The 12,199-nt window shown below is 58.6% G+C and carries 11 protein-coding genes; 6 read left to right on the forward strand and 5 right to left on the reverse strand.

Going from position 1 to position 12,199, the window contains the following annotated elements:
* Positions 1 to 126: 126 nt before the first annotated feature.
* From C7H10_RS09315 to C7H10_RS09340, 6 genes are read left to right on the forward strand one after another with little or no spacing between them, the layout of a single operon-like run.
* Positions 127 to 2,130 (forward strand): TonB-dependent receptor plug domain-containing protein, encoded by a 2,004-nt coding sequence (locus C7H10_RS09315; protein WP_106694647.1) that lies wholly within the window; start codon positions 127 to 129, stop codon positions 2,128 to 2,130.
* Between the two features lie 37 nt (positions 2,131 to 2,167).
* Complete coding sequence (locus tag C7H10_RS09320; RefSeq protein WP_106694648.1) at positions 2,168 to 3,292, forward strand: HmuY family protein; 1,125 nt, start codon at positions 2,168 to 2,170, stop codon at positions 3,290 to 3,292.
* A 3-nt stretch (positions 3,293 to 3,295) separates the two neighbouring features.
* A complete protein-coding gene (locus C7H10_RS09325; protein WP_106694649.1) occupies positions 3,296 to 4,369 on the forward strand; it encodes a hemin-degrading factor in 1,074 nt (357 codons plus the stop codon).
* Positions 4,366 to 5,220, forward strand: a complete 855-nt coding sequence (locus C7H10_RS09330) for a heme/hemin ABC transporter substrate-binding protein (protein WP_244178239.1) — start codon at positions 4,366 to 4,368, stop codon at positions 5,218 to 5,220. Before C7H10_RS09325 ends, C7H10_RS09330 begins: the two co-directional genes overlap by 4 nt.
* Entirely contained in the window at positions 5,210 to 6,247 is a 1,038-nt protein-coding gene (locus C7H10_RS09335; protein ID WP_106694650.1) for a FecCD family ABC transporter permease, read from the forward strand. The genes C7H10_RS09330 and C7H10_RS09335 overlap by 11 nt, the downstream gene beginning before the upstream one ends.
* A complete protein-coding gene (locus C7H10_RS09340) occupies positions 6,247 to 7,062 on the forward strand; it encodes a heme ABC transporter ATP-binding protein (protein ID WP_106694651.1) in 816 nt (271 codons plus the stop codon). The genes C7H10_RS09335 and C7H10_RS09340 overlap by 1 nt, the downstream gene beginning before the upstream one ends.
* On the opposite strand, the gene trmL is transcribed toward C7H10_RS09340, so the two are convergent.
* The 5 genes from trmL to traF all read right to left on the reverse strand — a co-directional run bounded on the left by trmL (position 7,020) and on the right by traF (position 12,083).
* Positions 7,020 to 7,484, reverse strand: coding sequence for a tRNA (uridine(34)/cytosine(34)/5-carboxymethylaminomethyluridine(34)-2'-O)-methyltransferase TrmL (trmL, locus tag C7H10_RS09345; protein WP_061332976.1), 465 nt, complete (start codon positions 7,482 to 7,484; stop codon positions 7,020 to 7,022). The two genes, C7H10_RS09340 and trmL, sit on opposite strands and share 43 nt — an antisense overlap.
* 5 nt (positions 7,485 to 7,489) lie before the next feature.
* Complete coding sequence (locus C7H10_RS09350; RefSeq protein WP_106694652.1) at positions 7,490 to 8,668, reverse strand: acetyl-CoA C-acetyltransferase; 1,179 nt, start codon at positions 8,666 to 8,668, stop codon at positions 7,490 to 7,492.
* Between the two features lie 139 nt (positions 8,669 to 8,807).
* Positions 8,808 to 9,548, reverse strand: a complete 741-nt coding sequence (locus tag C7H10_RS09355) for a pteridine reductase (RefSeq protein ID WP_106694653.1) — start codon at positions 9,546 to 9,548, stop codon at positions 8,808 to 8,810.
* 15 nt (positions 9,549 to 9,563) lie between these two features.
* Positions 9,564 to 10,676, reverse strand: a complete 1,113-nt coding sequence (locus tag C7H10_RS09360; RefSeq protein ID WP_106694654.1) for a tRNA nucleotidyltransferase/poly(A) polymerase-related protein — start codon at positions 10,674 to 10,676, stop codon at positions 9,564 to 9,566.
* Positions 10,677 to 10,838: 162 nt separating this feature from the next.
* Positions 10,839 to 12,083, reverse strand: a complete 1,245-nt coding sequence (gene traF / locus C7H10_RS09365) for a conjugal transfer protein TraF (RefSeq protein WP_106694655.1) — start codon at positions 12,081 to 12,083, stop codon at positions 10,839 to 10,841.
* Positions 12,084 to 12,199 lie beyond the last annotated feature (116 nt).

Raw genomic sequence — 12,199 nt, forward strand, 5'->3', positions numbered from 1 at the left:
CTGGAAATATGAAAAAACCGGCTGAGGCCGGTTTTTTTGTGCGCGCTTGATATTCATCAATCAAAGGGTTGATATTTTTAATAAACAAAACAATAATCGTTCGCATTACGATTATTGGTGTGTGGTATGTTGAATTCGAAAGCTGATCTCCAGCGGTGGTCGCTGTTCCTTTTGCTTTTGGGAGGTTCCGGTAACACGGTTGCCGAGGCCTTGTACCTGGATGAGCTGGTTGTCACTGGAACAAGAACGGAGCGTCAGTTGCTGGACACTCCTGTGCGCACCGAGGTCGTCACCGCGAAGGAGCTTGAGAGAACTCACGCCCGGAGCATGAAAGAAGCGCTGGAGAACGTGCCCGGGGTTCAGCTGCGGGAGGTTCACGGGAAACCCGGGTATGAGGTTTGGTTGCAGGGAGTTGAGGCTGACCGGGTTCTGGTGCTGATCGATGGTATGCCGATGACGGCGACGACGGGTTCATCCGTTGATGTCAGTCAGTTGGCAGTCCTTGATATCGAGCGTGTCGAAGTAGTCAAGGGAGCTGTGTCTGCTCAATACGGCAGCGCCGGTATCGGTGGGGTGGTCAACATCATTACCCGTCCGCCAGCTTCCGGGTTCTCTGGTCATTTCACCGCTGACGTCGGTACCTATGGCGATCAGAACCCTTCCGGGAGTGACGCCGACCCCGCGCGCTATTCGGCCCGAGCCTCGGTCCAGGGTGGCAATGAACAGCTGGCCCTTCGGTTATCCGCATCACACCAGCATTCCGATGGCATCGACCCGCAGCCAGAGACCTGGGCCCGACCGGGCGATGAATACGACCGAACCGATCTCAGCTTCCGCACCGACTGGTCTCCAAACAGCAACCACCGGCTGAGCGCTGCGGTCGCCCGATTCGAAGAGGAGTCCGGGTCACGGTTTACCGAACGCAACCCGCCTTTTGTTATCAATCAGGGTAAGGATGAAACGGTCACTCGCACCCGCTATACCCTGGCTGGCGACCATGGTCGCAATTCAGATTTGCGTGCCGGTTGGGCCGCTGTCCATGAGACCCTCAACGACGATACCTTGAAATACACGGCCAGCAGTGTCTTTGATGACCGTCGTGCCGAATCTACTCTGTCCCGTTTTTCTGCCCATTTGGGCAAGCCGGTGGGGCTCAGTCATCACTTGCAGGCTGGTGTCGATGTTAACCGCGAAACCCTCAAGCAGACCAAGGACGGCGCTTCCGAGCTGGGTGCTGAGCCTCGCCGACAGCGTGGGAGCCAGGAGGTCTGGGTTCAGGACACCTGGATGCCCACCGCGAATCTTGAGTTGGTGCCCGGCGTCCGTTTCCAGAATGACTCCGATTTCGGAACCCACACCGCCCCGAAGATCAATGCACGCTACGACCTGATCCGGACCGATTCCCTGACCGGCTTCCTCCGAGGTGGCGTTGGCGCCGGATATCGGGTGCCGAATCTCAAGGAGAGACACTTCACTTTTGACCATAGCCAGCTTGGCTACATCGTGCAGGGGACTCCTGATCTGGAGCCGGAGCAATCCGTCAGCTACCAGTTTGGAGGAGGCCTGTCCTGGAACCGGTCTGCATGGCTGGAAGCGAACGCCTTCTTTAATGATATCGAGCAACTGATCCAGACCTCGCCGGATGCCGAGGCTACCGAGGCGCGGAACGACGGAGTTCAGGTTTTCTCCTATGAAAACCTTGCCGAGGCAAGGACCTGGGGATTCGAGACCACGGCTGGCTGGGAACCCTCCGAGCACTGGCGACTCACCGCCGGCTATACCCTGACCAGAACCGAAGACGTGGCAACAGGCGATGAGCTTAATCGCCGCCCAAGGCATCAGGCGCGCCTCGGGCTGGATGGTCCGTTTTGGCTGCCCGGACTGTCCTGGAGTGCAAGGCTTCGGTACCAGAGTGAAGAGTTCGTGAATGCGGCCTCGGGAACCGAGTCCCCGGGGTATACAACGGCCGACCTGAAGCTGAACTACCAGTTCTCCGACCAGCTTCGATTGTTCGCCGGTGCCGAGAACATCACCGGCGAACAGCGTGATTTTTCCAATGCCAATGAAGATTTCAGACCGGTTGCCGGGCGTTTCCTCTACGCCGGGCTGACGGTTTCCTTTGGCCAATGATGCCCGAACACCCGAAAAACATATGAAGGAGACATCCATGGAATTTTTCGATAACAGGCCTCTGGCCGTTGTGCTGGCCACCCTGGCTCTGGCGGCCTGTGGTGGAGGTAGTGACAACTCCATCGCGGAGGACGATACAGATAATGTCAGCAATTTTTCCGAGCAGTTGCTGCCCGCGGCAACGGAGACCGTCTACCTCAATCTGGAAACCGGAGCGATGGTGGAAGACGGTGGCGACTGGCACATTGCCGCCAACCGTTTGAGCTTCAAGGTGAACAGCGGTGCTTCCGGAAGCGGAAGCGTTGTCGGCGCTCTGGCTATTGCCCAGGACGATTTTTACGATGGTAATGGCGACCCCATCGCGAATGTGTTCATCAACGCCACCGCCAACTCAGAGCAGGAGCACCTGCTGGGCATTCTTGAAGAGCCGGCTAGCTGGCAGGAGGATGCCTTTGCCAGTGCATTTGGGGCCTCAGATACCTGGTCTCAATACGATTTCGCCACGGGCGTGATCAGCGAGGCAGACGATGTTGGTTATCTGGTGCGTTCTGCCGAGGGAAATAGCTATGCCCGAATGCGGGTTGTCGACTTCAATTTCCCGACCCGCGAAGGACAAGGTATTGAAGATTTCACACTGGAGTTTGACGTGCAGGCCTCTGGCGCGTCGCAATTCAGTGCCACACCAGTCACTTTCACGCCCCCTGCAGGCTATGACGGCGGCGACGTATGCTTCGATTTTGACTCAGACGCCGTTGTTGATTGTGATACCAGCGACAACTGGGATGTCCAGGTCGGCTTCTCTGGTCGGGACTGGTACCTGAAATCCAACAGCGGTGTGTCTGGCGCTGGTAACGGCGGGGCCTCCGACCCGATGACCTGGAGCGAACTTGCCGCCAATGACAGCGATCCAGGTGTACCCCAGCTCTACAACACGGACTCAACCGGCGGGGTATTCACGGATAACACCTGGTACGCCTACAACCTGACCAACCAACACAAGATCTGGCCCAACTTCCGAACCTTCCTGATCAAGGCTGAGGCTGATGATCCTGAGTCCACGGTCTGGGCGTTGCAGATCGTCGGATACTACGACCAGAACGGAACCAGCGGACAGCCTACGGTGCGTTGGTTGCCGGTGGAACTTCAGCAAGCCGAGGAGTAAGTCATGCAACAGGCAATAACCGATTCAGTAGGTGTGCCGGACAACCTGCCGGCACGATGGGAAGCCATAAGACAACAGGAGCCAAATCTCAGGATCCGCCAGGTCGCAGACCGGCTTGGGGTCAGCGAAATGGAGCTTGTACGGCTCCGGGAGCGTGATGCCGTCGTTCCACTGGTAAATGAGTTTAGTCAGATCCTTGGGGCCCTGGAGCAGGTCGGACCGGTGATGATTCTTGCCCGCAACAACGAGGTAGTTCATGAAGTTACCGGTTGCTTCAGAGACTTCACGGTCGGCGGCTCTGGAGCTATGGGGCTGGCGGTTGGAGAGATTGACATACGGGTGTTTTTCAAACACTGGGCCTGGGGCTACCGGGTACTGGAGCAGGTGCGGTCTGGGCTACGGGAGAGCCTTCAGTTTTTCGACCAGTACGGCACGGCCATTCACAAGATTTATCGAGTGGACACGACCGATGCTGATGCCTGGGAAAAAATGGTTGAACGCTTTACAGCAGCCCGCCAGGAAGCCTTTAAACCGGTAGGCCGGCGAGAGACATTGCAGCGTTCGTCCCCGGAAACCGTGGATGTTGATGCGCTGCGCACCGGCTGGGAGAAACTCAAGGATGTCCATCATTTTGGAGCCCTGTTAAAGCGTGCCGGTGCTGACCGCCTGACAGCGCTCGAGCTGGTGCGTGGTGAGTGGGCCACGGAGCTCCAGTCAGGGGATCAGAATGTGCTGGATCGGTTGCTGGGATTGCTGAGAGACAACCAATGCCCGGCGATGTTCTTTGTCGGCAATCCCGGGATTGTCCAGATCTTTACCGGGGGTGTCACAAATGTTCGCCGCACTGGCCCCTGGATGAACGTACTGGATCCGGGCTTCAATCTGCACGCTAACACCGACGGTATCAAACGCTGGTGGTTGGTACGACGTCCGTCCACCGATGGTCTGATCACCTCTGTGGAAGCTTTCAATGGAGACGGAGAACTGGTTCTGACGGTTTTTGGTGAACGTAAACCCGGCATTCCGGAATCCGAACTCTGGCGTGAACAGGTCGCAACGCTTGAGGCTTTGTCATGAGGCTGCGGTGGCTCCTGTTCATTCTGATTGGATTGTCGCTGGCATCGGGCTCGGTGTTTGCCGAACCGAGCCGTCTGGTGACTGCAGACGGAGCTATCACCGAAATCGTCTATCGCCTTGGGCAGGAGTCGCGCTTGGTTGGAGTGGATACCACCAGCGGTTATCCGGAGCAAACGGCTGAGTTGCCCAAGGTTGGTTATCTGCGCGCTTTGCCTTTCGAGGGTGTTCTGGCACTGAAGCCGGATATGCTGATTACCTCAGAGCAGGCTGCGCCCGCCAGGAATCTTGAGCGCCTCGCGCGCGCCGGGGTTCGGGTTGCGCAACTGTCGTCGCGGTGGACCGCGGAGGCAGCGCTGGAGCGCATATTGTCTGTTGGCGAGCTGCTCGGGGCAACCGAGGAAGCGCGGGCTCTGGTGGCTGGCGTAGAGGCGGATATCCGCCGGATTCTACAGAACACCGGAAACCGTGATTACCAGCCCAGAATTCTGTTCATCCTCGCTGCGGGCAACCACTCGGTCATGTTGGCCGGGTCGGATACTGCAGCGAATGCGCTGGTTGAACTGATCGGGGCCGAAAATGCTGCCCAGGGTATTAAAGGGTACAAACCGGCCAACCGGGAGGCGATTCTTGCTTCCCGCCCCGATGCGGTGGTGATTGCGGAATCCACTCCGGGGCAGTTCGACATTGCGGGGTGGCCAGAGGTTGAGCGCCTTGAAGCATGGCAGTCCGGGCATCGGCTGGTGGCCGACAGTATGTTCCTGCTCGGCTTCGGCCCTCGCTTGCCGGAAGCTATGGCGGCGCTTAACGATGCCTTGCCCGGCCAAAGGGAAATAGCCGCCAATGATCCGTGACCATTCCGGTCGTTTGCCGTTGGCGCCGGCGCTCTTGTTGCTGGGAGCTCTCCTGGCGGTTGCGGCCCTGGCATCGATAGGTAGTGGTGCCTACGACCTTGCACTGATGGATATTCTCAAGGTGGTTGCTGGCCGGGAAGCTTCGGATCCGGTAGCGGCTATGGTTGTGTTGGAAGTCCGGTTACCCCGGTTTCTGCTCGGCTTTCTGGTTGGAGCTGTATTGGGGGTTTCCGGCGCGATCCTACAGGGGCTTTTCCGAAACCCCCTGGCAGATCCTGGCCTGATTGGTGTCTCTGCTGGTGCGTCACTGGCAGCCATTGCCGTTATCGTTCTTGGCGGGACGGCCCTTGGTGGTTGGGTGACCCTGGCGGGACAGTGGGCGTTACCTCTGGCTGCATTTGCCGGCGGCAGTGGCACCGTCATTCTGGCCTGGCGGATTGCCAGTCGTGCTGGCCAGACCGCTGTGGCAACGCTTCTATTGGCGGGTATTGCCATCAACGCAGTGGCGGGCGCAGCAACCGGTTTGCTGACGTTCTACGCAAGCGATGAGGAATTACGATCCCTGACGTTCTGGACAATGGGGAGCCTTGGCCACGCTGCCTGGGACGATCTTGTTTTGGGCGCACCTTTCATGATCCTGGCTTTAATGGCAGCACCCTGGCTGGCCAGACCACTGGACGCGTTTTTGTTGGGCGAATCGGTAGTGGGCCACTTGGGGTATCGAACAGCCACCGTTAAGAAGGTTGCGATACTGGTTGTCGGGCTAGGTGTTGGCGCAGCCGTGGCCGTTAGCGGACTGATCGGCTTTGTCGGATTGGTTGTGCCGCACCTGGTAAGGCAGCTGCTGGGAGCGAGTCATCGAGTGGTGTTGCCAGTCAGTGCGCTGATGGGGGGAACCCTGTTGGTTGCGGCTGATGCCATCGCGCGAGTTGTTGTTGCACCCGCCGAGTTGCCCATCGGGCTGATGATGTCTCTGATCGGAGGTCCGTTTTTTCTGGGTTTGCTCATGCGGAGAAAGGTGATGTGATGGTCCTGGAAATTCAGAACTTGAGTGTATCTCTAGCGGGAACGGAGATTGTCAGCGAAATCAATCTGACGGTGTCTGCTGGTGAAGTATTGATGCTGCTGGGGCCGAATGGTGCGGGTAAGTCAACGCTTATGAAAGCACTGGCTGGAGAATTGCCGTACCGGGGCCGGATCCGACTTGCCGGCCGCGAACTTGGTGGCTGGTGCCCGGGTGAGCTGGCACGCCATCGGGCGATTATGCCTCAGAGTGTTGAGGTTAACTTCCCACTAACGGTGGAGGAAGTGGTGGCCCTTGGTCGTCCGGCCGCAACCCGCCGATGCGCGGATTCCGTGGCAGAAATCCTGATGGAAGCCCTGGAGATCAAGCATTTGCGGCATCGACTGGTGCCGGGATTGTCCGGCGGGGAACAGCAGAGGTTGCAGCTGGCAAGAGTGCTGGGGCAGATATGGGATACCCGACAGGATCGACTGTTATTGCTGGACGAGTGTACGTCGGCGCTGGACCCCGCGCACCAACAGATGGTGTTGGAGCTGGTAGGCGCAATGGCCAGGGAGCACGGGGTGGCCGTGCTGGCCATCGTCCACGACCTCAATCTTGCGGCTCAGTTTGCAGACCGAATGGTGGTCATGAAGTCTGGCCGCTGCTTTCATGAAGGGGGCTCCAGTGAGGTCCTGACGCCGTCACTATTGAAAGCGGTTTACGGCTATCGGACTCGGGTTATTCAACTCCCTGAGGGCTATCCGCTGGTCATTCCCCTTGCCAGCGGGAGTGCTCAGACTGCGCCGTTGAATCCGGTCTGCCGCCAGGCCTCATAAACCACCAGGGCGGCGGTATTGGACAGGTTCAGGCTTCGGCTCTCCGGGCGCATGGGTACCCGCAGCCGATTCTGTTCTGGCAAGGCTTCCCGAACGTCTGCCGGCAGCCCTCGGGTTTCTGGCCCGAACATCAGGTAGTCGCCATCCTGGAAAGCGGCCTCGTGATAATGACGGCTGCCTTTCGTGGTGAGCCCGAACAGTCGCGCAGGCTGCTCGGTTTCCAGAAAGCTGGCGTAATCCGGGTGGATCTTCACGGTGGCGTACTCGCTGTAATCCAGCCCGGCCCTGCGCATCTGTTTGTCCTCCAGGGAAAACCCCAGCGGTTCAATCAGGTGTAGCTGACAGCCGGTGTTGGCGCAGAGCCGGATGATATTGCCGGTATTGGGCGGTATCTCCGGCTCATAGAGTACAACGTGCAGCACCGGGCTTAGCGTTCCACTGCCAGGGCAACGCCCATGCCGCCACCGATGCACAAAGTCGCCAGGCCTTTCTTGGCGTCGCGGCGTGACATTTCGTGCAGCAGGGTAACCAGAATACGGCAGCCGGAAGCGCCGATCGGGTGGCCAATGGCAATGGCGCCGCCATTTACGTTTACTTTATTGGTGTCCCAACCCATGTCCCGGTTAACTGAGATGGCCTGGGCCGCGAAAGCTTCGTTGGCTTCGATCAGGTCCAGCTCTGCGGCCGTCCAGCCGGCCCGCTCAAGGCAGCGCTGGCTGGCGGGAATCGGGCCGGTACCCATGATGGTGGGGTCAACACCAGCATTGGCGTGGGCCTTGATGGTGGCCAGCGGGGTCAGCCCCAGTTCTTTGGCTTTCTCGGCACTGCACACCATCACGGCGGCGGCACCGTCGTTCAGGGATGAAGCGTTGCCCGCGGTCACGGAACCGTCTTTCTTGAACGCCGGGCGCAGTTTGCCAAGGCTGTCTCCGGTCACGCCGTCGCGGGGGCATTCGTCTTTGCTGATCACCAGCGGGTCGCCTTTGCGCTGGGGAATGGTGATCGGAACAATCTGGCCGTCAAAATAGCCGGCGTTCTGGGCCGCTACGGCTTTTTGCTGGGAGGCTGCGGCGAATTCGTCCTGCTCGTCCCGGCTGATACCGTACTTCTCCACGATGTTTTCGGCGGTGATGCCCATGTGATAATCGTTGAAGGCATCCCACAGGCCATCGTTCACCATGGTGTCGACCATGCTCCAGTTGCCCATGCGCTGGCCATTACGGCTGTTGGGCAGAACGTGTGGCGCCTGGCTCATGCTTTCCTGGCCACCAGCGACAATCATCTCGGCATCGCCGCACTGAATGGCTTGCACCGCCATATGAACCGCTTTCAGGCCGGAACCACATACCTTGTTGATGGTGATCGCTGGTGTGGAGCTTGGCAGGCCGGCATTGATGGCTGCCTGGCGGGCAGGGTTCTGACCGCAACCGGCAGTCAGTACCTGGCCCAGGATGACTTCATTGATCTGCTCGCCGGCCACGCCGGTTTCTTCCATAAGCGCCTTGATCACGGCGGAACCGAGTTGGTCGGCCCGCAGGCTGGACAAACCGCCACCGAAGCTGCCAACAGCAGTACGTTTTGCGGCAACAATCACGACATCACGCATGGGAATTCTCCGTTGCAAAGGGCAGGATCAGGACGATGCCTGCCGGCGTGTGAATACAAGATGGCAAGCATTGTAGCGGGAAAGCCTGGCTCGGCCAAAACAACCAAGGTATGGGTTGATTCAGCCTGCCGGGAGTGATTTACATATTCAGGCTACGACCGCCGTCGACGGAGAGAATCTGACCGGTCACAAAGGGGGCATCACACAGCAGGTAGGCGATGGCACCGGCAATGTCGTCGGGGTTGCCGGTACGGGCCAGGGGTGTTTTGTCCAGAATGGCCTGCTGATAAGTTGGATCAATCGCGGCATCGCCCTCTGGCCAGAGGATAGCGCCAGGCGATACACCGTTTACCTTGATCTCTGGGGCATGATCTTTGGCCCAGGATCGGGTGAGGGCGGCCAAGCCCGCTTTGCTGGCGCAGTACAGGGGGTGATCGTTCAGCGGTTTCTCACTGTAGATGTCGATCAGATTTATCACGGCCCCATTGTTCTTCTTCAACTCAGGCAGGCAGTGTTTGAGCAAAAAGAATGGCGCTTTCAGGTTGGCGCCCATGATGGCGTTCCAGTCGTCTTCACCGGAGTCTTCGGTGGTTCTGGGATAGAAGACTGAGGCGTTGTTGACCAGGCCATCCAGCCGCTCCCAATGTTGGCAGGCGGTTTTGGCCAGCCTGGCAACCTGTTCCATGTCTGTCAGGTCTGCCTGTATCGAGGTGGCTGAGTCAGACCGTTCCCGGTTCAGTTTTTCCATCAGTTCGGCCGCTTGGTCCGCCCTCGAACGATAGTGGATGACCACATTCCAGCCCCGGGCGTGCAGGACCTCCGCGGTACGGGCGCCGAGACGGTGGGCGGCGCCGGTGATCAGAACAACAGGAGCTGCCATAAAGAATTCCTCTGGTCAGTTGGTCAATGCCTGTTTGATACGTGCCAGCCGCTCGTTGCGGATTGCATCGCCCAGGGCTTTTCCTTTGTGGCCCTGTTTGATCAGGTCTTGCGGGTTGACCGCTGAGGCGTGTCGTGCGGCCAGGTTGAGCCGGTCAAGTCTGTCTGACTGGCCGGGTTTGACGGCGCAGGCAAGGGTTTCCTGCAAGTGGAGAAAACGCTCCGGGCGGCGCGAGAGGTCGGCTTTCTCCAGCAGCTCCAACGCTTGCTCCGGCGCAAGGGCCTTCGGGCCCTGATCGCCCAGGTGCTCCATATAAAGGCAGACCAGGTGGACCATGTCTTTGCAGTCATTCGGGCTTTTCATGGCTTTTGCGCGAGCGACAGCGGCGGGTTCCGGCACGGCGCACAGCAATGCGGCGAAGCGCTGGGCCGTGTTGCCGTTTTTCCGGTGCACGCAATGCAGTGCCTGAAGCCCGTGCTGGAGAATGCCCGGGCTGGCGAGCTCTGGAATTAGAACCTCAAGGGCGCCAACGTCTTTGAGCACATCGAAAAAGACACCGGGCGCTTTCTCATGCAGTGCTCGCTGAACCTCCTGCCATACGCGCTCCGGGACAAGATCCTCCAGTTCGCCCTCACGGACCATCTGTTGCATCAGGGCCCTGGTTTCGTGGCATACGGTAAAACCCATGGGTTGCAGGCGTGCGGCAAACCGTGCGGTTCTCAGGATGCGCAGGGGGTCTTCCGCAAAGGCTTCGGACACATGACGAAGCTTTTTCTGCTCGAGGTCGCCGTGACCGTGGAAAGGATCGACCAACTCGCCATCTTCGGTTTCTGCCATGGCGTTGATGGTCAGGTCCCGGCGCTTCAGATCCTGCTCCAGGGTGACATCCGGGGCGCTGTATACGGTAAACCCATGGTAGCCCCGGCCCTGCTTGCGTTCGGTGCGGGCCAGGGCGTATTCCTCGCCGGTTTTCGGGTGCAGGAAAACCGGGAAATCGGCCCCTACCTGTTTGAAACCCTTCGCTCGCATTTCATCTGGTGTGCTGCCGACCACCACCCAGTCACGGTCTTTTACCTCAAGGCCGAGCAGTTTGTCCCGAACGGCGCCGCCTACCAGATAGGTTTGCATGGAGCTGGGGTTTCCTTTGGTGTGTGGGTGCAGATCGGTAGATTATCCGGCCACAGTCTGCCGTAGGCAAACCCCAACCTTGACTTTGAGCGGCAAGGACGCGGTGAGGCACAAAAAAAGCCCGGCTTGCGGGGCAGGCCGGGCTCTGGAACTACGGCGATATCAGAAGGAGGTGCCAAGCTCGATCGCGGCACCCACATCAGCGCTGCTGTACAGGGCGCCAATATCCAGACGCGCGCCGAGAACGTTCAGTCCCAGACCAGCGGTGAATTGGGTATCTTCTTCAATACCGTCGTTGTCGCTGTTGCTGGCCAGGTTGTGGCGGATACCGGCGCGCAGCTGGGCGTAGCGCCAGGCGTCGAATTCGGCACCGACCGCCAGCCATTGGGTATCGTCTTCAAAGCCGAAGGCCTTTTTCTTGGTCAGGTCCAGTTCGGCGGTGACTACGTGGTAGTCGCTCTTGTGGGCGATGGCGGCGGTAACCATGGGGTTGAGTTCGAGGGTGCGTTTCTCTTCACCTCGAGCTTGGGCAGAGTCCAGCTCCATGGGTATCAGGTTTCTGGCAACAATGCCCGCATTCCACTCGCGGTTTTCGCCGAAGGCATAGGCGGCACCAATGTCCAGGTTGAAGCCGCTTTTGTCGGTTTCGAACTCGTCACCGTCGAAATCATCGTCGTCAAATCTTGAGACTCGTTCGGTGTATTGGAAGGTTCGGAGTTCGATGTATTTGGGGGTTATGCCTAGCTGAAGCTGCTCGCCGTTATTGAGCTCGAAGGATCTGGCGAAACTCAAACCAACCTCTGCAACTGCAGAGGCAAGGATGCTGCCTCTGGACTCCAGTTCGTCGGTAATGCCAGGTGTCAGGATTCCGGCTTCGACAGCTGCCAATCGGGCGTCATCGTTTTCGCTGTACTCGCCTCGAACTGTTGCGGTTAGGTTGCCGTTCGCCATCACTCCAACCGACAGGCTAGGCCCGGGAAGAGCAACGGCCAACCCGAGACCGGCATTCACTCGGACAGTATCACGGTCGAAATTCTGAAGCTGCTCACGCAGCTTTCCGGCATTATCCTGGGCAGATCCCTGATTCAGGCTGTTGATGGATTGCTCGAGTTCGTCAATTGTGTCCTGAATATCATCAATCTGATCAACAACTTCTTCTTCATCCGCAAATCGTGCATTGACCGAAGGCAGCATCAGGCCGAAATCATCCGCCCAGTCGTGCTGGGGTGCCGCCATCATGGCCGGGTTGGCCAAGGGGGCAGCAGAGGGATGTGCTACGGCGACGCCAGTTCCGCCCATGGCGAAGGAGCGCGCAGACATGGGTGCCTGCGGGCTCGCAAGGGCAGAGGTGGTGGCAATGGAAAGGCTGATGGCCAGGGACAATTTGCAAAGGCGGTTTGTTTTCATGAACAGTCCTGAGTTGTTATATGCAGGTACAAACAATTAAGTACTTGAAAGGTTAGACGAGTTTAATCCGTGAAGCAGCTCACAACGGGTAACGGTTTGTTCCCGAACTGTAAACG

It is taken from the genome of Marinobacter shengliensis (genome assembly GCF_003007715.1).
Lineage (GTDB): Bacteria > Pseudomonadota > Gammaproteobacteria > Pseudomonadales > Oleiphilaceae > Marinobacter > Marinobacter shengliensis.